Below are 19,657 nucleotides of genomic sequence, written 5' to 3'. Positions count from 1 at the left end.
ACGGCAGCGGTCGCCGCGCCATCACACCATGCGAAAAACAACTGGCATATATCTGACACTTGGACTGTTCACCGGTTGGTCGTTCGCGCCAGTCCGCGCGGCCCCCGAATCCGGCTCGCCGCGATCCACTCCACCCGCCGAGAGCCAGCCAGCGGCATCGCAACCCTCCGCACAACCCTCGCCCGAACCGCCCTATACCGTTCCGGCGGTCGAACCACGCGCTGCGGAGAAAATCGTCACAAACTTCGTCGAAGCCGTGCGTGCCCATGCGGCCTATCCCGCTGCGGCAAGGGAGTTTGTTGTTGCGAAGGCTTCCGGCGCGACTTTCGACAACGCCGGTGAATTTCTCAATAGTGCCTTGGCGGTCTGCTCCCCCGATTTCGCCGACGCCCTCAAAGCCATGGAGGACGAACGCATCGCCGATGCAGCCGATCGGTTCGAGCGGATCGCCGCCGCCGGCGACGAACCCTTCATGGTCGTGAATGCTGCAAACCTCGCCGCAACCGCGTTGGTGGAAATGGAACAGTTTCCTCGCGCGCTGGCCGTTCTTGAGCCGATTTTCAACCGATACGCCCCCTTGGACCGTTACGCACCTGGCGCCGATCACATGCTCTTTATGCTGGGCTACAGCTACATTCGCGAGCTTCGCTACGACGCGGCCAAAGCCATCCTGACCCGTTTCCTCCAAACCTATCCACAAGCGCCGCAGCGGCTGCGCGTCACGGCCACGCAGATCGTCACCGAAATCGATCGGCGCATCCCCGGCAAACTCGGGGACGTGCGCGATCTGCTTGCGTACGCACACCATCGAATCGAACTGGGCGAGACCGGCGAGCCGGTCGCGCAACGCCAACAGCAGGCGGTCGCCCTGTTGGACAACATGATTCACGAGGCAGAGGAAAACGAGAAGAACGCGCGGCAGAAATCCCCCAGCGGCGGAGGAAAAGGCAACAAGCCGCAGCCCAGTTCCGGTGCGAAGGAGTCGCGCATCCCGTCCGGCGCGCCGCCGGGCGACACGGCGCTGCGCCGATCGCGCGTCGCGCCGGGCGAGGCCTGGGGCAAGATGCCGCCGCGCGAGCGCGAGCAGATCATCCAGACGCTGCAACGGCAGTTCCCCAGTCAGTACCGCGACTTGCTGGAACAATACTATCGTCAACTTGCAAAGGACCAGCCGCCGTCGTGACGCCCCCGCCCAACTCACTGGCGATTGAACGTCCTGCCCGCACGAATTGCGCAACCTCCCTTCTCCGCGCAGCGATTCGATGCGCCGGTGCTTTCGTTTCGCTGTCGCTCGCATCGGTGTACGCGGGACCCGATGCGGCCGCCTCCACGACCACGCGTTATCGAATCGAAACCATTGCCGGCGAATCGTTCGAAGCCGCCGATCTGGAAATCGCTGACAAGCGGCTTCAGGCTGCGGCCGAGGGCGGGCCTCGCGCCGTACCGTTGTCGGAAATCGCCGGCATCCAGCTGAACCATGCACCGACCAACCGCAACACGCCTGCCGCGGACGCGCAACCTTCCGACTCCGTCGTCACTCTCGTTGATGGAACCGAGCTAAGCGGTGTTGTCGAACCGCCTTCCGACCAGGCGCCCGGTGCATTCGCATTCAACCCGCTCTGGCGCGATACGTTGTCGATTCCTTTCACCGCCGTCGCTGGGATTCGGTTTCGCCGCACAGATGCCGCGGACTTCGATCAACGCCTGGCCCGCCGCGAGCCGGGGCGAGACGTTCTGCTCCTCGCGCGAGACGGGAACGTGCTGGCGGTTCCCGGCGCTGTTGAATCGCTCGCTGCGGATCAGTGCAAATTCCGAGTCGGTCGCAAGCTCCAAACCGCGCCGATCCATTCTCTCGTCGGCATCGTGTTCGGTTCGCAGACCCCGCGACACAAGCCTCCGGCGCGCATCACGCTTCAGGACGGCGATCGCATCGCGGGAACGCTGGTCGCGATTCGTGCCGAGCGCGTTCTTGTCGCCAGTGACCTGATTGGACAGATCGACCTCCCCCTGTCAATCGTGCAACGCATCGACCTCTCCAGCGCGCGCGTCGTGTCACTGGTCGATCTTACGCCCGTCACCTCGCAGATTCGCTCGGTCCTCGATGCAACCTGGTCAGTCGGGCGCAATACGAACCTACGAGGTCAGCCGCTGATGATTCGTGGTCAGACCTTTCCACGCGGGTTAGGCGTCCACGCTTACACCCTCCTCGCGTACGATCTGGCTGACTCCTATGAGCGTTTTTCGACCTCCATCGGCATCGACGATTCGGCTCCCGAACGTGCCAGCGTCGTGTTTCGTGTCAAGCTTGACGGCCGCGTGGCCTACGAATCACCCGTGCTGCGGCGGCGCGATGCACCGCTTCCGGTGAATGTGAGGCTGGCCGGCGCCCGCCTGCTGGAGTTGGAATGCGATCCGACGGACGATCTGGATTTCGGCGATCATGCCGTCTGGGGCGAGCCTATTCTTGTCAAACCGCGAACCGCCGCTGAACGATCGGACGATTGACATGCCTGCGATGGGATTCGCCGTCACCCTGGTTCTCCTTGCCGGCCACGTCGCGGGCGACGGCTCAACGCCTCCCGGCGATGATGATTTCGCCGCGCGCCGCGCGCGCGTGCAGGTGGCCCAGTCGGCTCGAATCGAACTGATTCGCCGCCTGACGCCGAGCGTTGTTTGCATTTTTCCAAAGGACAATCGCGCCGGAGGAGGGTCCGGCGTCCTGATCGACGCCGACGGATACGGTCTGACCAACTATCACGTCGTCGCACCACTCCTGCCATCGCGCGAAGGCGAAGGCGGTCTGGCCGACGGCAACCTCTACCCGCTCGAAGTGCTCGGGCTGGACCCGGTCGGCGATGTCGCGATGTTTCGCCTCAAATCAGATTCGCCCTTTCATGCAGCCACGCTGGGAAACTCCGACACCTTGGCCGTGGGGGACGAAACCCTCGCTTTGGGGAATCCCTTCCTGCTCGCCGAGGACTTCACACCGACGGTTACCTTCGGCATTGTTTCGGGCCTGCATCGCTATCAGCCCGGCGCCGGTCGGGCCTTGATCTACTCCGACTGCATTCAGGTCGATGCGTCGATCAATCCCGGAAACTCGGGCGGGCCTTTGTTTGACATGACGGGCAAGCTCATCGGCATCAACGGCCGCGTCAGCATCGAGGAGCGCGGGCGCATCAATGTCGGAGTCGGCTATGCGATCACGATCAACCAGATTCGCCGGTTCATTCCCGCATTACGTGCCGGTCTGACGACCCAGCACGGCGCCGCCGGCTTTACCGTGGCCGATGGGCCGGATGGCGTAACCGTTGACCGAATTGAAAAGGATTGTGCCGCGGCACGCGCCGGCATCCGGGTCGGTGATCGGCTTCGGCAGTTCGCCGGTACGCCGATTCGGTCGGCAAATCACTTTTTGTCGCTTCTGGGAACCTATCCCGCCGGGTGGCCGGTCGAGGCCGTTCTGGAACGCGGCGATATAACGATCAAGTTTCGCGGCCGGCTCGAAGCCTCGCCGCTGCCCCGCCCGCGCGGCGCGCGAGATGGGGCACAGCGCAAGATGCCCGACCCCTTTGCACCGATCCCGCCGGACAGCGAGGCGAATCGTCGCGCCGTCCGCCGCGCGCTGAAATTGTTCATCGAGTTCTGCGGCGGGAGTGACGCGCTGAACCGAACCATGAAGCTGGAATGGTCGGGACGGCGGTTCAACGTCGACCTGCCCGGCAACGCCCCCATTCCAATTGAGCGAGATGAAGAAAAACCGCCGGGCACGGCTGATTTGCCGCCCGGCGCTGCGCCCAGTGACATCGAACGGATGATTCGGTGGGAACTGTACGGGGCCGAGCCGAACGCCCCGCGATCTCCGTTTCAAGTGGTCGGCAGTGATGAAGTTGATGGTCGCATCGCAGTGGTCTTGGAGCTGAAAAAACATGACGTGCACCAGCCGCGTATTGGGCTGGATGACGAAACCGGTGAACTGCTTTTTGTCGAGTTCACACACGGCACCCAGGCGGTGCGAGCGCGCTACGAATACGGCGAAGTCAAGCGCAGCGGCACGCTGCGACTGCCCATGCGGCGGCGCATCCATGAGGATGATCGCCTGGTCGCAGAGGAACAATACGATTCCGCAATAGCGGTGGGGCCTTGAATATCGGGTATTCATGATTCGCTTGTTCACAGAACATCGAACCGATCGCCTGGCGCTGACCCTGTTCGCGTTCTTTGTCGCTTGCACGGCTTCGCTGGGCGACACCCTGCCGACCGAATCGCAGTCGTCGGCTGTCCCCGCTCGCTCGCTGACCGCCCACGAAATCTTCGACCGCGCAGCTCCAGCGGTGGTGAAACTCTACGGCGCAAGCGTCGGACGCCAGCAGGGTTACGGCTCCGGCGTCCTCGTCTCGCCGGATGGATTGATTCTCACAAACCTGTCCGTCATGCTCGCGGGCCGCTCGATTCGTGCGGTCTTGCACGACGGAACGGCACAGGAAGCCGAACTGGTCCGGCAGGATGACGCCCGGAAGCTCGCCCTGCTTCGGATCAAGGCTTCGGGACTGCCTCATCTGCCGCCGCATCCAAGCGACGCTTTGCAATCCGGCGACGCGGTCTATGCGCTGGGCAACTGGTTCAAGATCGCCGAGGGCGATGAAAGCGTCTCCCTGACGCGCGGCGTTTTCAGCTTCAAGGCGACCATTGACGCGCGACGCCTCGCACAGGAATACGACTACCCCGGACCTGTGCTCGTCTATGACGCCATCACCGCGAACCCCGGCGCGGCGGGCGGCCCCCTCATGGATGCGGCCGGACGGCTCGTGGGGCTGGTCGGCTTGATCGTCGAATCCGCCGCGACGAATACACGCGTCAATCATGCGATTCCCGGCGAAGACTTGATCGCCTTCCTCGAGCAAGTCCCGGCTCGCGGCGCGGCCACAACCGATGCGGTCCCTGCACAGGATTCCGCCTCAACCGCTCCGACCGCCCGCGCATCAACCTCGGCCAGCGAGCCTTACATCGGTCTCACGCTCTCCAAGCTCGGATACCGTCAAACGTGGGCGTTTGTCGGACGAGTACGGCGAGACTCCCCCGCCGACCGGGCCGGCATTCGACCCGATGACCTCATCATCGCGGTGGATGGCCGTCGCGTCGCCGATGCCGCAGATTATCAAAAGCAGATTGCAACTCTGATCCCCGGTCAGAGCGTCCCCTTCACACTCAAACGCGGCACGGAGATCGTCACCGTCGAAGTCACCGTCACCGCCAAACCCACAGGAGGCCAACCGTGAGGCAGGCGTGGAATCCAACGGGCCTCACCGGTCGCCACCGGTCGAGCGGCCGGAACTCGAGCATGCTGCGAGCGCTCCTCGCCAGCCTCTCGCTCGCGTGCGCACTGCACGCATCGCATGAAGCGGCGGCACAGCAGGCGATTCCCGTCGCCAGCAGCGATCTGTCCGCCGTGGTTCGCGCCGCGCTCGCAACCGTTGAACCGTCGATAGTCATCATCGAGACCATCGGTGGGGCGCAACCGATCCGCCAGGACGCCCGCCGCGGACCCATGGAGGAGTCTTTCCGGCTGGCCGAAGGGCCGACGACCGGCGTCATCCTGTCCGCTGACGGTCACATCCTCTCCAGCAGCTTTAATTTCGCGCGAGATCCATCCGTCATCACCGTCGTCCTGCACGACGGCCGCCGCCTTGTCGCGAAGCTTATCGCGCGGGATCACATTCGCAGGCTGGCACTCATCAAGGTGGACGCTCGCGATCTGCCCGTGCCTGCCTGGACGCCGCGCGAGCAGCTGCACATCGGTCAGTACGCCATCGCCTGTGGCAAAGGCATGACCGGCAGCACGCGTGGCGCCGGCACGCGCCAGACTTTTGTGTCCGTCGGGATTGTCTCCGCGCTGAATCGTCGAAACGGCAACGCCGTTCAGACGGATGCAAAAATCAGTCCCGCCAATTACGGCGGTCCGCTGATTGACCTGGATGGCCGCGTGATCGGCATCCTCGTGCCGATGGCTGGCAGCGGCGGCGCGCTGGCCGGGGCCGAGTGGTACGACGGCGGCATTGGGTTCGCGATCTACAAAGATCGAATCGACGCCGTGCATGAGCGGTTGGCTGCCGGGCAGAACATCGAGCCGGGCAAGATTGGCGTCATGTTGGAACCGGACGAAGCGGACGATGCATTGAGCTTTCTCGATAAACTGCTGCCACAATCCCGCGGAGTGAAGATCGCGCGCATCGCCAAGCCGTCGCCCGCACAGCGCGCCGAACTGAAGGACGGCGACAAAATCATCGCGCTGGATGGAAAACCCACCGGCGATCTTGCGGAATTGCAACGCCGCTTGAGCGACCGCGCCGCGGGCGAGACGGTCGTCCTGACCATCAAACGACGCTTTCAACGAATCGAAGTGCCCGTCGAGCTGGCGCGCATCGAAGACATCGGAAGCCTCGACGCCCCGCCTCACCCGACGCCCATGCCCGATGACGAATCCGACGCGCCCTCCAGTCAGCCATCCGCCGATTAGGTTCGTATTCTTCGAAAAGCCCCCGGCAACTGCATCAGGATATCCGTCGCGATGAGCGAAGCCTCGCCAAGCTCTTGTGCAGCAAGATCCCCCGACAAGCCGTGAACATGTGTCCCCAGCCGCGCGGCGTCATACAGGTTCATGCCCTGTGCGATCAAGCCGGCGATGACACCCGTCAGCACGTCACCGCTGCCGCCGGTGGCCATGCCCGGATTGCCGGTCGCGTTAATGGTCTCGCGACCGCTTCCGGCGATGATCGTGCCCGCGCCCTTCAGCACGATGACAACTTCCGCTCCGTCGCACGAGAGAGCCTTCTGCAATCGCACCGCCACGCCACGCCGATCGCCCTGGACTGCTTGCGTCGTCAGACCGGTCAGGCGCGCCATCTCGCCCGGATGCGGCGTCAGCACGGCACGGCCCAATCGCGGAATCCGACCGCCTTTTCCACGGCCACGCGCCGCATCCAGCGCGATGACCGGCAAAGCATTGAGCGCATCCGCATCAACCACCAGCGGCACCCCCGACGCCGCCAGGAACTCCATCAATTGTGTCAAACTCGCGTCGCTCCGCGCGTTCCCTCGACCCAATCCCGGGCCGATCGCCGCCACGGTCGCCGCTGATTTCGCACCGAGGCAGGTTTCACGCCGCAACGTACGCATGGCCGCCCGAAAATCGACGCGGCCGGTCGAATCCTCCGCCAGCGGCAGACTGGTGGCACAGGGGCAAAGACCCGCCACGGCTTGCTGTATCGTCGCCGGGCACGCCACCGTTGCCAGGCCCGCCCCGCTGCGCAACGCGGCGTTCGCCACCAGTGCCGGCGCGCCGACCATGCCGCGCGAGCCGCCGATCACGAGCACGCGACCGAAATCCCCCTTGTGGGCGTCGCGACCCCGTCGCGGAAGCCTCGGCAGCGATTCGCTTTTTGACTTCACGGACGTTGCGCCTCCGACGCACTCTCTGCCATCCGGTTGATCATCGACGCAAGATAGCCCGCGCCGAATCCGTTATCGATGTTCACCACCGACACCCCCGGCGCGCAGCCATTCAGCATTGTCAGCAACGGCGCCAGACCTTTGAAACTCGCTCCATATCCGACGCTCGTCGGCACGGCTATCACTGGTGCCTCGACAAGTCCGCCCACCACGCTCGCCAGCGCCCCCTCCATCCCCGCCGCCACGACTACCACGCGCGCCCGGCGTATTTCCTCGGTATGCGCCAACAACCGATGAATGCCCGCCACCCCCACGTCATAGTACGACGCGGTCCGCTGATCCATGATGTCACACGTGACGCGCGCTTCTTCGATCACCGGCAGATCACCCGTCCCCGCGCAAACCAGCGCAATCGTCCCCTGCGAGCGACGACTCGCCTGTTGGCGCAAGGTGATGCAGCGCGATACTTCGTCATACGTTACAGCAAGCCCAGTCGCAGACACCGCTGAATAATGTTCCGCCGACGCACGAGTGGCTAGCACATTCCCCCCGGCTGCGGCCAGCTTCTCAATAATCCCTGACACCTGCGCCGGTGTTTTGCCCTGACACAAGATGACTTCCGGAAAGCCGCACCGCAGCGCCCGGTGGTGGTCCACCTTGGCATAGTCCAACGTCTCGAACGGGATTTTCGCCAGCGCGGACATGGCATCACCAACGGGCAGTTCGCCTTTTTGAACGCGTACAAGGATGGATTTGAGTTGCTCGGGATGCATGAGCGGCCATGCCCTTCAGGCGGGAAACCGCTGAATTTCAAGCGGAAACCCATTGTTATAACAATCGCCGGATGTTAACACATAAACTTCTGTCCAGCCATGCACTGCGTGTTTGATTCCGCGGATTTCACAGGCGTATAGTTGGTTGCCGCACCCGATTCCGGGTGGCGGGCTGGGGAACTCCCTTTCTAACCTCCCGGCCCGTGCTTGCCATATTCGACGCGGATCGCCGCGCAAGGCAAGACGTTTGTCTGGACATTGCTGCATCAGGACGGCTCATTGGAGGCGCCCTTCATGGATGAGAACACCGTCGCCGGTTCCCGGCTGCTCGACTTGGCGACCCCGTACCTCGCACGAAGCGACCGTGACGGTCTGGCAAGCGCCCTGCGCGAAAGCTGGTCCGTCCCATGCCTCGTGTTGCTTCTGGACCAATCCGACCCGGTCGTCGTCGCGACGGCGGCGCGATGCATCGGGCTTATCGGCCACGCCGACAGCCTTCCTCGCCTGGCATCCCTGCTGCATCACGCGGACGAACAAGTCGTGGAAGCCGCTGAAGAGGCGATGTGGACCATCAGCTTCCGCGCCGGTACTCCGCTCGAGCACCAAGCGCTGTGGCGCATCGCCGAAGCGATCCGTGCGGGCGTCACCGAGAATACGGCGGCACTACTGAAGCCGTTGATCCGAGCGAATCGACAATTCGCCGAGGCGTTCCACCAACGAGGTCAGGCCTATTACCTCGACGGGGCCTTTGCCCAGGCGCTGCGCGACGCCGACCGCACGATTTCGATCAACCCGTATCACTTCGCGGCGCATGCCTTGCGCGCCAATTGCCTCGTCGCCCTGCACCGCGAGAAAGAAGCGCTCGAGGCCTATCGCCGGGTCCTCCAGATCCATCCGCGATTCTACGGCGCACGGGACGCGATTCACACGCTTCAGCGCCATCTTGCCGGCAGCGCCGGATGAATCCCATGCAGCCAAGCTGATTGCCTTCAGCGGCGCCGCAATGAGCATTCACTTGTGGCACAGGCGTCTCGCCTGTGATTCACGCACAGGCAGGCGCCACACCCTATGGATCTTTCTGCGATTCCACTACGGCGCTAGCGCGGCGCGATCACGCGCAGATAGCGAAAATCGTATATCCCAGTGCTGTGTCCGTCGCCCCAGGTGATCTGGATGGCGTAAGACCCGACCATCTTCGCATCGACGAACTGCGTGGCGCGATCAATGCCCTCCGGCAGAATCGTCAGACTGATCGACCGTTTCCCCGGCGCTCCCGCCGACGAGGTCGCAGCGCTCGCGGCCCCGCGTTCGTTCGCGCCAGAAGCCTCCCGTTCCGTTCGGCACGTCGCGCATGGACACCGCTTGCGGAGGTACACGAGTGGATAACGGCTCACCACACCATCGCCCCACGTGACCGTCAACCCCTCCCGCCGATCGAGTCGAAGATCGGTCGGACGAAACGCCGGCGACGTGGCGGGTTGATTCGTCGCCCATGCGGCAAGCTGGTCGTCGTTCAGGCCGGTTGGTACGTTGGTCATACCGGAATCATAATCGCTTGAGGCCGGCGCTTCACCCTGCTCGCCGTTGAGGATTCACTGTGCAGCCATACGCCGCATCCGACAATCTATACCAACGCGACGCGCTGTTTCTCGATGTCCGTCGAGAGTCGCTTTTCCTCGCCGCACACCATCCCCGTGCCGTGAACATTCCGTTGGAGGAACTGGCCGATCGCATTCACGAGTTGCCTCCGCCTTATGAAACCCTTTTGTTGTTCGACATGGATCCGCTGCGAGCCGAGCAAGCCGCCGCAATCCTTCACGACCGTGATCGGCTGGTTGAAGTCATCGCTCCCGACAACGTGCGATGGAACGATGAGGCAATGGTCTCCGGCGCATCCACCGCACGCCTCTGGCGACCACACGGTCTCTTGCACGAACTGATCGCTGCGATGCAAGCTGAATGGGGCGATGTGAAAGGCCGCATCGCGCTGGATATCGCCTGCGGTGCCGGACGCGACGCTGTTTTCCTCGCGGAACAGGGTCTGCATGTCACCGCGTGGGACATTCTGCCCGATGCCGTGACGCGTTGCACGGACCTTGCGCGCCGTACGGGCGTGAGACTCGCTGCAAGCGTGCGGGATGTCACCATTGCAGGAGCGATTCCACCGGGTGCGTTCGATGCCGTGTGTTGCTTCAACTTTCTGCATCGCCCGCTCATGCCCGCGCTGGCCGAGGCCGTTCGACCCGGCGGATTCGTCTGCTATGAGACGTTCGTCGATCCGCAACGCGAGCGATTCGGCAAACCCGCCCGGCCGGAGCGCGTCCTGCGTCCCGGCGAACTGGCCTCATTCTTTAACAGTTGGAGGGTTATCGTCTCACGTGAGGGGTTGGTCTCGCCGCGGCGCATCGCGGCGTCGCTGATCGCCCAACGGCCGGTAACTTGAAAGGCGCTTCCGACTGATTGCACGGTTGCTCGTAGAGCCTCACGCGTGCAAACCGCTGCGTATTCGGAGCATTGGCTAGTCGCCGAACCCGGTGCCGACGGCGCGGGCCGCCCGAACGAGATCATCGTCCGGCGGAACGACGCGCTGACGATTGGCCACTTCGCCGATCGGCACGCTGTCATATCGCCCGCGATGGACGACGACCAGCCGATTGTACTCCCCGCGAGCCAGCAGCTCGGTCGCGTGAAAGCCGAACTGCGTCGCCAGCGCCCGATCGTAGCCGCACGGCGTCCCACCGCGCTGGACATGCCCCAGCACCACCGCCCGCGCCTCGATGGTTGAACACATCTCCAACTGCCGGTGCAGCACGTTGGCGATACCGCCGTATCGGATCGGGTCCGGGCTGTCGGCGATCGTCCGGTCGACCACCGCCTCGCCGTCGAACGGCCTGGCCCCCTCCGAAACAGCGACAATCGTCGATTTTTTGCCCGCCTTCTTGCGATCCTTGCAGAAATCACACAGCTTCGCGATGTCGTACGGTATCTCCGGTATAAGAATGATGTCCGCCCCGCTCGCCACGCCGGCGTGCAGGGCCAGCCAGCCGGCGTTTCGACCCATCAACTCCACCACCATGATTCGGTGATGGCTCGCCGCGGTCGTGTGCAGCCGGTCGATCGCCTCGGTGGCGATTTCCACCGCCGTCTGAAATCCAAACGTGACCTCGGTGTGCATCAGGTCGTTGTCGATGGTCTTCGGCACACCGACGCAACGCATCCCCAGCTCGATCAGCCCGTTGGCCCCGCTCATTGTGCCGTCGCCGCCAATGACCACCAACGCATCCAGGCCGTACTTCTCATACGTCGCCATTGCGCGATCGCGCACATCGCCGAAGACCGGCTCCCCCTTCTTGCCGACCCCGATCGGATACCGGCTCGGCTCCGCCTTGTTGCTCGTGCCCAGGATCGTCCCGCCGCGCGTCAGAATGTTGCTGACGTCGCCAGCCGTGAGCGGTCGCACTTTGTCCTCGATCAGCCCCAGGTAGCCGTCCTCGACTCCGAAAACCTGCCAGCCGTGATCGAAGAGCGCGGTCTTGGTCACCGCTCGAATGACAGCGTTGAGACCCGGACAATCGCCACCGCCGGTCAGAATGCCGATGCGTCGGATTTCCTGTCGACCTGTACTCGCACGCGGTGCACCATTCGAAGCCATATGAGAACCCTTTCTGCTTCGCCACGAATATCGGCATTCCGGAAGCGCGCGTTTGCAAGGCGTCCGCGACGGACTTTGCGCAATAATAATACCTGCCGCTGCGACCTGTGGCCCTTGCGCCGAGCCGGCCTGCCGGACCAGTCGCACCGCCGCGTGCCAGGTGCCGACATGACATTTGCCCGCCCCAGCCATATATTCGTTACATGCCCGCCACCAGCGACCTGATCAGCCTCTTCAACGAGATCGCCGACATCCTTGAGATCAACGGCGAGCAGGTTTTCCGCGTCAATTCCTACCGCCGGGCCGCGCGCAGCCTGAAAGACGTGACCGAGCCGCTGGCCGAACTCGCCGCGCGCGGCGGGCTGGCTGACCTGCCCGGCATCGGCAAGAGCATGGCCGCCAAGATCGAAGAGTTTCTCTCGACCGGCAAAATCACGATGCACGAGGAGCTGTGCGCGTCCATTCCGCCGGGGCTGCTGAAGCTTCGCGCCATTCCCGGCATGGGGCCGAAGAAAATCGCGCTGGTCTGGAAAGAACTGGGCGTCGATTCACTGGATGCGCTCCGCGCGAAGATTCAGTCCGGTGAACTGGCGAAACTCAAGGGCATGGGCGAAAAGAGCGTCGAGCAGATCGCCAAGGGGATCGACTTCGCCGAACGCTCCGGCGATCGCACGCCGCTCGGCGTGGCGTGGACCCTCGCCGATGAGATTCTTGCCGCCCTGCGAAAGATCACGGGTGTGCGCCGCGCCGAGGCAGCGGGCAGCCTGCGCCGCGGATGCGAAACAATCGGTGACGTAGACATTCTCTGCGAATCCGAAAACGGTGCAGCCGTAATCGAGGTGTTCACGAAGCTGCCACAGGCGGTGCGTGTTCTGGCGGCCGGCGAAACGAAAGGCTCGATTCTTGTGGAGCGCCGGGGCGGCGGAGAGCTTCAAATAGACTGCCGCGTCGTCCCGCGCGAGTCCTACGGCACGGCCTTGCAATACTTCACCGGCAGCAAGGAACACAACGTCCGGCTGCGCGAGCTGGCCGTGAGAAAGAAGTTCAAGCTCAACGAGTGGGGTCTCTTCTCCGGCGACAAGGCTGTCGCGGGCGAAAAGGAAGAAGACGTTTACAAGAAGCTGGGTCTGCCCTGGATTCCACCGGAGCTGCGCGAAGACCGCGGCGAGCTGGAATTGAAAGAATCGCCGCGGCTGATTGAACTGTCCGACATCCGCGGCGACCTCCACATGCACACGACCGCCAGCGATGGAACCATGAGCGCCGCCGAAATGGCGGACGCCGCCTCGAAGCGCGGGTACGAATACATCGCCATCACCGATCATTCCCGCTCCAGCGCCATCGCCAACGGCCTGACGATCGATCGCATGTGGCGGCAGATCGAGAAAATTCGCGCGTTGAATAAGGATCACAAGACGATCACCGTGCTGATCGGCTGTGAGTGCGACATTCTCGCCGACGGAAAACTCGATTATCCCGACTCGCTACTAGCCGCGTGTGACCTCGTCGTCGCGAGCGTTCACGCGGCCCAGCGACAGGATCGCGCGAAGATCACCGCTCGCGTGCTCAAGGCGATGGAAAACCCGTACGTGACCATTCTCGGCCACCCCACCGGGCGGCTGATCAACAAACGCGAGCCGATGGACCTCGACATGGCTGCGGTCGTGAAGCAGGCGGCCAAGACGCACACGATTCTGGAGATCAACTCGTCGTGGCAGCGGCTGGACCTGAACGACCTGCACGCGCGGATGGCGCGGGACGCGGGCGTCATGGTGGCGATCAACACCGACTCGCACGCGGCGATTCAAATGGAGCAAATGAAGTTCGGCGTGACCATCGCCCGGCGGGCCGGCCTGGAAGCTAAACAGGTGCTGAACACGCTGCCGCTCCCCTCGGTCCGCAAACGCATTGCGAGGAAGCGCAACGGAGAATAGCATTTGAACCGCGCGCGAAAAAGCCGACGGATCGCAATCCGACGGCTTCGAAAATGAACAATCCAGACGGCCATCGCATCGTGCGATGCGCGCCGTCAGTAACGATAATGTTCCGGCTTGAACGGACCGTCGACCGGGATTCCCAGATACGCCGCCTGTTCCTTTGAGAGCTTCGTCAGCTTCGCGCCGAGCTTTTCCAGGTGCAGCCGCGCGACCTTTTCATCCAGGTGCTTCGGCAGCGTGTACACCTTCTTCTCGTACTTCTTGTGATTCTGCCACAATTCGATCTGGGCGATCACCTGATTCGAGAAACTGTTGCTCATCACGAAGCTCGGATGCCCCGTCGCGCAGCCGAGATTCAGCAATCGCCCTTCGGCCAGCACGATCACCGAATGCCCATCGGGGAACTTCCACTCATCCACCTGCGGCTTGATGTTGATCCGCTTGACGCCCGGCAACTTCTTCAGGCCGGCCATGTCGATCTCGTTGTCGAAGTGGCCGATGTTGCCGACGATGGCGTTGTGCTTCATCTTTTTCATGTGGTCCGCGGTGATGATGTTCAGATTCCCCGTCGCGGTGATGAAGATGTCCGCCGTGCCGACCACGTCGTCAATCGTCAGCACCTGGTAGCCTTCCATCGCCGCCTGCAACGCACAGATCGGATCGATCTCGGTCACAATGACGCGGCAGCCCTGGCCGCGCAGGCTCTGGGCACATCCCTTGCCCACGTCGCCGTAGCCGCAAACCACGGCCACCTTGCCGGCCAGCATGACATCGGTCGCACGCATGATGCCGTCCACCAGTGAATGGCGACATCCATATAAATTATCAAACTTGCTCTTTGTCACACTGTCGTTGACGTTGATCGCCGGGAAGGGCAGCGTCCCCGCCTCCTGCATCTGGTACAGCCGATGCACGCCCGTTGTCGTCTCCTCGCTGACTCCGACGATCCCCTTCTCAACGCCGATCCACCGCCTGGGATCGCGCTTCTGCTCCGCCGCCAGCAGCTTGAGGATGATCTGCATCTCTTCCACATCAGTCGTATCCGGTGACGGTACGCTGCCGGCGCGATTGTATTCCGCGCCCTTCACGACCAGCAACGTCGCGTCGCCTCCGTCGTCCACGATCAGCGTCGGCCCGCTTCCGTCCGGCCACGTCAATGCCTGAAGCGTGCACCACCAGTATTCTTCCAGCGTCTCGCCTTTCCACGCGAAGACGGGAATGCCTGCCTGGGCGATCGCCGCCGCGGCGTGATCCTGCGTGCTGAAGATGTTGCACGAACACCAACGAACGTCTGCCCCCAGCTCGGCCAGCGTCTCAATCAATACCGCCGTCTGGATCGTCATGTGCAGCGACCCGGTAATCCGCGCGCCGGCCAGAGGCTTCTGCGAAGCGTATTCCTTGCGGATCGCCATCAGGCCGGGCATCTCGTGCTCGGCCAGCTCAATTTCCTTGCGGCCGAAGGCGGCCAGGCTCATGTCGGCGACTTTGTAATCCTCGCGGGCGGCGGTTGCGACGGTCATGCGATACGACTCCCTTTCATCGTTGCGGGCAGGCTCACCAATGAGTCAGCCTCGGTCGGTCTCGACAAACGATCTATGATAGCGGCTTTCCATTGCCTTCGCCAAACGCCATCCCGCGTTCACTTGGCGGAGCGGTTAGTCTGCCCGCTGACGTTGCAGCGTACCCCGGCGGATCGCTGAACCCATCGGAGTTTGTGAGCATGAATGTTGAAATGGGGTGGCTTTGAATTCGTTCAACTTGGCGACTGCTGGAGAAACTCCAACGCGTCCAATGCAGGCATCAACAGCGGGCTTTGTTCACGGCCTTTGCCGGCCTCCTTGAGTAGATCGTATGCCAGTTTCTGCTCGGCCAGGGCCTCGTCTTCCCCTTCCGCAACAATGGCAAGCAGCATGTGGACCGCCGCTTCGCCGACCTGCACCTGCCAAAGCGAATTCTTCCCCGATATCGCGTCGGCCTTGGTCTTGCTGATAGCCGTACCCGCCTTTTTGAACAACGTCACCGCTTCAGCTAGTTGCGCGCGCGCAGCCTTGCGGGCTTCCGTGGCAACCTGCTCATCGACCGAGACGGGCTTGCCTTCGATCACCCCCGTCGCAACGGCCTGATCCATCGCCGCTCGCAATCGCGCCACGTGCGTCAACCCCGTATGATAAGCGATCTCGGCCGCAAGAAAGTGCATGGTGCCTTCCGTGTCGCCTTCGGTCGCCACGCGACTAAGACATTCGTCGGGTGTGGTGCGACCTTCGGATGCAGCCGTGCCGGCTTCACGAGCGCGGGTTGCCGCGAGGGTTGCAGCCTGCTTGGCCAGCCGACCCGCATCGGCAAACGCCTTCAACGCCGCCTCTTCTGCTTTGCGCGCAGCCTCATCGTGCTGGGCGGATTCCGAGACCAGTTCATTGCTGCGTTGCGTCAGGGACGAAAGTGCCTCTGCGGATGCCTCCCGGTCTGCCTCGAGTCGCTGCGCCGATTTCTTCAGGTCGTCGAGGTGTGCATGCAGCTTGGTGCGAATTCCCTTCACCGTCTCAATTTGCTCGGTGAGCGCCGCCAATTGAAGCTCCAGATCACGCAGACCCACCCGCCGCGTTCCGCCGGAGTACTTCGGCGGTTCGATCGCGCCCGTCTCGCTCTGCAACGCCACTGCGCCTTCCAACGTGCCGTTCACCAGCGCCATCGCCTGCGCTTCGGCCTCGCGAGCCTTGCTTGAAAGCGTCTCATACTCCCCGGGAAGCGCTCCAGGCTTGCCCTGATACGACGTCATCGCGATTCGAGCGTCGGCCGCCTCGCGTTCCAGCGCTTCTGCCTGCTGCTTGCGCTCTGATACCTGCGCGGCCAACGCGACCTCCGCCTTCTCGAGCGCTTCCAGTTGCCGGCCCGCTTGTTGAATCCTCTCCTCCACGTCCGCCATCGCCTCGGTCGGCATCCGGGCCTCGGCCGATGCCACGCGGATCCGCAGGTCGGAGATCGAGTCGACCATTTCCAACGCGCGATCGCGGTACTGCCGCGCCTGCCAACGCTCGAACGCCGCACGGTTCCGGCTGATTCGAGCCTTGCAATACGCAATCAGGGCCTGCACACGGACAGCCGCGAGACTGTCCCGTGCGCCCTCGGCGGACGAGAGCGATCGCACTTGCGCCTCGGCGTCGTTCAAGACTTTTGTATGAGCTGCGATATGACGCGTGCGAAGCTCGCTTGACGCCGCCTTGGCGTTCGGCAAACCCGACTGAATCTTGCCAGCCGCGGTCATGGCCGTGCCGCGCTGGGTGTCCTGTTCAGCCGCGGCGCGAAGCAGCTTGGCCGTGTCCTCGAGTTGAGCCCGAACCACGGATGGGAACAGTTCGTCCGACTTCGCGGTCACTTCGGGCGACTCCGCCCGGCCCGCCGTCACATCCGCAATGGTCGCCAGGTGTTCATCCAACGCCAACACCGCACGACGCAGGCCCTCGACTTGCTCCGAGAGCGCTGCCTCGGTCCGCTCGGATTTCCCCTGAAACATCGGCAGGTAATACGGTGTCGCAGCCAGACCGCCCGCCAGGAGTACGCCCACGGCCACGCCGACAACGACGCCCATCTTGCCAGACGAATTTCCAGCCACGCTGACGACCTCGCTGATAGACCGGCCGGGTTTGCGGTTGCGCCTGCGGTCCCCCCGGAAGCGGCTGGCCGGTACTGGTTGCTCCGAGGGCCCTCGGCTTGCCGAGCGCGGAATCGGAGTAATGGTTTGCAAGTATCTTATTTATCATCCCGTCAGGAGAAAGTCAATGCGACCGGTAACGTCGGGGACAAAACCGGCGGGACACGGGTACGGCTGGGCCGGCCACGGAGCCGGCTATGGCTTGGGACGAGCTTTGTCGTGCTGTTCAATGTACTCCACGCACTCTCGCAGCGCCTGCGGCGACCAGCTGATCAGGACATACCGGTCCATCACCTTCATCGCGGGGCCGAGGATTCCGGCCTGAAGATACCAGACGTTGTCCGGATCGCGGCGAACCTTGATCCGCACGAGCGTCGTCTTGTTTCGTTCGGCGCGCTCGTCGAGGTAGCGCGTCCAGGCATCCAGCAGCGCATCGGTCGCCGCTTTCACGGCCTTGGCATCGTCGATCTCTATCGCCAACGTGAACGCGAATGGGATCTTGAGCGGATGCGGCGGATAGTCGTACAAGACAACTGTCTGACCAAAATGGCTGATCAGATTGCCGCCGATGTCCACGCCGCTGTCGCGCTCGAGCTGACGCCAGGCTCGCCGCCACTTCTGCACGTTGCTGATCGATTGCGCCGCCAGCCAGCCGCGCGGCACGTTGTCCACCAGCCAGCTTGTCGGCACGGAAATAACGGCAATGTGCTCGGCTTCCTTCGGCACGATCCGCAGATGATCCTGCGAAAACGCCTGCGGGTTGCTGTAACTCTGCACGACGTCCCTGCCGGCCTTTTGGTAGCAGCGATGGCAGCTCAATCGCTTGCCGTCTGCGCCGATCGTCCAAAGATCCCGATCCAGGTCCGCCGCCTGCAACGCCTGCGTCACCGCTTCGAACCGTCCCCCGGCCTGCGGCCCCAGCGCCTCTTCCAACCGCATGAACGCAATCAACCAATGCGCGAACGCTCGCTCGCCGTCGGTTCGTTCAAATGCCTTGCGATACCACGCATCCTGATTCATCGAAGGATGCTTCCCGGACGCCGTGCCCGCCACCTTCACGAACGCGTCGGCCCCGAAACTGATGACGAAAAACTCGCCGACCTGGCCCCATTCCCATACCGCCCAACCCGGCAGGCGCGAATCCACCAATCGGTCGAAGCGGACGCCCTGGATCTCACCCTTTTCAAGCTTCGCGACTTCGTTGTTGGTATAACGCCCGGTCACCCGCCGAAGCTGATCGATCACCACCTGATGCCGACCCTGCGTGCGAAATATCATCGCCGCCTGCATGTTGCGCAGACGCAGGCTGATGTCTACGTCCTCCCCGCCCGCTCGCGACACCGAAGCCTGCGGCTGTTCCACGATCCGGCTCGACACGTCCAGCAGAGCCAGGGTGTGCTCAAACTGCGCCAAGAGCGGCAAGGCGCCGGCAATGTCCGCGAAGACCTGCCCCTCCGCCGGAATCAGGCCCGCCGTGTTCAGAACCGAAACGATTGACGCAATCGAAGCCGCCGTGCCCGTCGGCTGCGTCGTCCCTTCGGCACGCCCGATCGGTTGATCCAGCCACGTGTAGGGCTTCGCGCAGTACATGATCAACGCGTCGGCTGGCACCAATTCGGTGATCGCTCGCTCTTCGCCGCGCGCGGCCGGCAGATGCGAGATCACGATGAGCAGCAATGCCGGCACCGATCCTCGCACCGCAGCCCGCCGGCGCAGAGGAATCCGGCAGGTTGGTAGGGGCTGGAATCCGCACATGCGCAAGGGCATCCATGGTAAAACGTGGCAGGTCTGCCCCGTTCACGTTGCGACATGGTACGTGCGAAATCCGAGCGGATCAAACCGCGCATGACCGGCCGACGGGCCGCGCTGGTTCACAGGAGGACTGGCTTCTAGCGGCCCCAGAAGCTCTTGCGGGTGTGCGTGGCGGGCTGGACGGCGGCCTTCGTGGCTGATTCCTGCTTGGCCTTGAGAAGCGCCGCCTGGTGATTCTTGTTCGCCTCGGCCAGAAGATTCTCAAGCCGCATGAAGTCGCGCTGCTGTTCCGGCGTCATGTGGCGAATCAACTCATGGCGAAGACGCTTGGCCATGTCCAGTGCCACCGCCAGCGGCATCGGTGAAGAATGCGTCATGTCCGTCACTCGCTCCTGTCCACAACCGACCGCGTCATGTTCGTGATTCGCGGTCGGCCGCTTCGTTG

Annotated in this window: 16 protein-coding genes; 8 read left to right on the top strand and 8 right to left on the bottom strand. The window is 63.2% G+C overall.

Features of this window, described 5'->3' with window-relative positions; translation table 11 throughout:
* Positions 1-28: 28 nt before the first annotated feature.
* The 5 genes from HRU71_00475 (at position 29) to HRU71_00455 (ending at position 6,517) form a co-directional block, all read left to right on the top strand.
* The gene (locus HRU71_00475) at positions 29-1,183 is read left to right on the top strand and encodes a hypothetical protein (protein QOJ02053.1); all 1,155 of its coding nucleotides are present in this window, start codon (positions 29-31) and stop codon (positions 1,181-1,183) included.
* A gap of 116 nt (positions 1,184-1,299) precedes the next feature.
* Positions 1,300-2,505: an NPCBM/NEW2 domain-containing protein gene (locus tag HRU71_00470; GenBank protein QOJ02052.1), complete on the top strand. Its 1,206-nt coding sequence runs from the start codon at positions 1,300-1,302 to the stop codon at positions 2,503-2,505.
* Positions 2,465-4,147 carry a trypsin-like peptidase domain-containing protein gene (locus HRU71_00465; GenBank protein ID QOJ02051.1) on the top strand — a complete coding sequence of 561 codons (1,683 nt, stop codon included), beginning with the start codon at positions 2,465-2,467 and terminating at the stop codon, positions 4,145-4,147. The genes HRU71_00470 and HRU71_00465 overlap by 41 nt, the downstream gene beginning before the upstream one ends.
* Positions 4,148-4,160: 13 nt before the next feature.
* Entirely contained in the window at positions 4,161-5,279 is a 1,119-nt protein-coding gene (locus tag HRU71_00460) for a trypsin-like peptidase domain-containing protein (GenBank protein ID QOJ02050.1), read from the top strand.
* Positions 5,280-5,341: 62 nt separating this feature from the next.
* The gene (locus tag HRU71_00455; protein QOJ02049.1) at positions 5,342-6,517 is read left to right on the top strand and encodes a trypsin-like peptidase domain-containing protein; all 1,176 of its coding nucleotides are present in this window, start codon (positions 5,342-5,344) and stop codon (positions 6,515-6,517) included.
* Here HRU71_00455 and HRU71_00450 read toward each other — a convergent pair.
* Together HRU71_00450 and larB are read right to left on the bottom strand one after the other, a co-directional pair.
* Positions 6,514-7,449, bottom strand: a complete 936-nt coding sequence (locus HRU71_00450; GenBank protein ID QOJ02048.1) for an NAD(P)H-hydrate dehydratase — start codon at positions 7,447-7,449, stop codon at positions 6,514-6,516. The genes HRU71_00455 and HRU71_00450 overlap by 4 nt on opposite strands.
* Entirely contained in the window at positions 7,446-8,222 is a 777-nt protein-coding gene (larB, locus tag HRU71_00445) for a nickel pincer cofactor biosynthesis protein LarB (protein QOJ02047.1), read from the bottom strand. The genes HRU71_00450 and larB overlap by 4 nt, the downstream gene beginning before the upstream one ends.
* Before the next feature lie 294 nt (positions 8,223-8,516).
* On the opposite strand from larB, the gene HRU71_00440 reads away from it, so the two are divergent.
* Positions 8,517-9,185: a HEAT repeat domain-containing protein gene (locus HRU71_00440; GenBank protein QOJ02046.1), complete on the top strand. Its 669-nt coding sequence runs from the start codon at positions 8,517-8,519 to the stop codon at positions 9,183-9,185.
* 134 nt (positions 9,186-9,319) lie between these two features.
* On the opposite strand, the gene HRU71_00435 is transcribed toward HRU71_00440, so the two are convergent.
* On the bottom strand, positions 9,320-9,760 hold the full coding sequence (locus tag HRU71_00435; GenBank protein ID QOJ02045.1) for a DUF971 domain-containing protein: 441 nt from the start codon (positions 9,758-9,760) through the stop codon (positions 9,320-9,322).
* A 59-nt stretch (positions 9,761-9,819) separates the two neighbouring features.
* Here HRU71_00435 and HRU71_00430 point away from each other — a divergent pair, with 59 nt between their 5' ends.
* Positions 9,820-10,665 carry a methyltransferase domain-containing protein gene (locus HRU71_00430; protein ID QOJ02044.1) on the top strand — a complete coding sequence of 282 codons (846 nt, stop codon included), beginning with the start codon at positions 9,820-9,822 and terminating at the stop codon, positions 10,663-10,665.
* Positions 10,666-10,740: 75 nt separating this feature from the next.
* Here the strand turns inward: HRU71_00430 and HRU71_00425 are convergent, their stop codons facing one another.
* Positions 10,741-11,874 (bottom strand): 6-phosphofructokinase, encoded by a 1,134-nt coding sequence (locus HRU71_00425; protein QOJ02043.1) that lies wholly within the window; start codon positions 11,872-11,874, stop codon positions 10,741-10,743.
* A 203-nt stretch (positions 11,875-12,077) separates the two neighbouring features.
* Here HRU71_00425 and polX point away from each other — a divergent pair, with 203 nt between their 5' ends.
* A complete protein-coding gene (gene polX, locus HRU71_00420; protein ID QOJ02042.1) occupies positions 12,078-13,808 on the top strand; it encodes a DNA polymerase/3'-5' exonuclease PolX in 1,731 nt (576 codons plus the stop codon).
* 95 nt (positions 13,809-13,903) lie between these two features.
* Here polX and HRU71_00415 read toward each other — a convergent pair whose 3' ends face one another.
* The 4 genes from HRU71_00415 to HRU71_00400 all read right to left on the bottom strand — a co-directional run bounded on the left by HRU71_00415 (position 13,904) and on the right by HRU71_00400 (position 19,589).
* Positions 13,904-15,331, bottom strand: a complete 1,428-nt coding sequence (locus HRU71_00415; protein ID QOJ02041.1) for an adenosylhomocysteinase — start codon at positions 15,329-15,331, stop codon at positions 13,904-13,906.
* A 233-nt stretch (positions 15,332-15,564) separates the two neighbouring features.
* Positions 15,565-17,421: a hypothetical protein gene (locus HRU71_00410; GenBank protein QOJ02040.1), complete on the bottom strand. Its 1,857-nt coding sequence runs from the start codon at positions 17,419-17,421 to the stop codon at positions 15,565-15,567.
* A 234-nt stretch (positions 17,422-17,655) separates the two neighbouring features.
* The gene (locus tag HRU71_00405) at positions 17,656-19,215 is read right to left on the bottom strand and encodes a hypothetical protein (GenBank protein ID QOJ02039.1); all 1,560 of its coding nucleotides are present in this window, start codon (positions 19,213-19,215) and stop codon (positions 17,656-17,658) included.
* Between the two features lie 134 nt (positions 19,216-19,349).
* The gene (locus tag HRU71_00400; protein ID QOJ02038.1) at positions 19,350-19,589 is read right to left on the bottom strand and encodes a hypothetical protein; all 240 of its coding nucleotides are present in this window, start codon (positions 19,587-19,589) and stop codon (positions 19,350-19,352) included.
* Between the last annotated feature and the right edge of the window lie 68 nt (positions 19,590-19,657).

This window comes from Planctomycetia bacterium (genome assembly GCA_015200345.1).
GTDB lineage: Bacteria > Planctomycetota > Phycisphaerae > UBA1845 > UTPLA1 > PLA3.
Note: the sequence above shows the minus strand (reverse complement) of the source record. Positions and strands in the feature narration are given on the sequence as shown.

Bases quoted from the DNA above. Each gene is read 5' to 3' on its own strand.
- HRU71_00475 (QOJ02053.1), top strand. From the start codon at position 29: ATGCGAAAAACAACTGGCATATATCTGACACTTGGACTGTTCACCGGT.
- HRU71_00460 (QOJ02050.1), top strand. From the start codon at position 4,161: ATGATTCGCTTGTTCACAGAACATCGAACCGATCGCCTGGCGCTGACC.
- HRU71_00455 (QOJ02049.1), top strand. From the start codon at position 5,342: ATGCTGCGAGCGCTCCTCGCCAGCCTCTCGCTCGCGTGCGCACTGCAC.
- larB (QOJ02047.1), bottom strand. From the start codon at position 8,222: ATGCATCCCGAGCAACTCAAATCCATCCTTGTACGCGTTCAAAAAGGC.
- HRU71_00440 (QOJ02046.1), top strand. From the start codon at position 8,517: ATGGATGAGAACACCGTCGCCGGTTCCCGGCTGCTCGACTTGGCGACC.
- HRU71_00435 (QOJ02045.1), bottom strand. From the start codon at position 9,760: ATGACCAACGTACCAACCGGCCTGAACGACGACCAGCTTGCCGCATGG.
- HRU71_00425 (QOJ02043.1), bottom strand. From the start codon at position 11,874: ATGGCTTCGAATGGTGCACCGCGTGCGAGTACAGGTCGACAGGAAATC.
- polX (QOJ02042.1), top strand. From the start codon at position 12,078: ATGCCCGCCACCAGCGACCTGATCAGCCTCTTCAACGAGATCGCCGAC.
- HRU71_00415 (QOJ02041.1), bottom strand. From the start codon at position 15,331: ATGACCGTCGCAACCGCCGCCCGCGAGGATTACAAAGTCGCCGACATG.
- HRU71_00405 (QOJ02039.1), bottom strand. From the start codon at position 19,215: ATGTGCGGATTCCAGCCCCTACCAACCTGCCGGATTCCTCTGCGCCGG.
- HRU71_00400 (QOJ02038.1), bottom strand. From the start codon at position 19,589: ATGACGCATTCTTCACCGATGCCGCTGGCGGTGGCACTGGACATGGCC.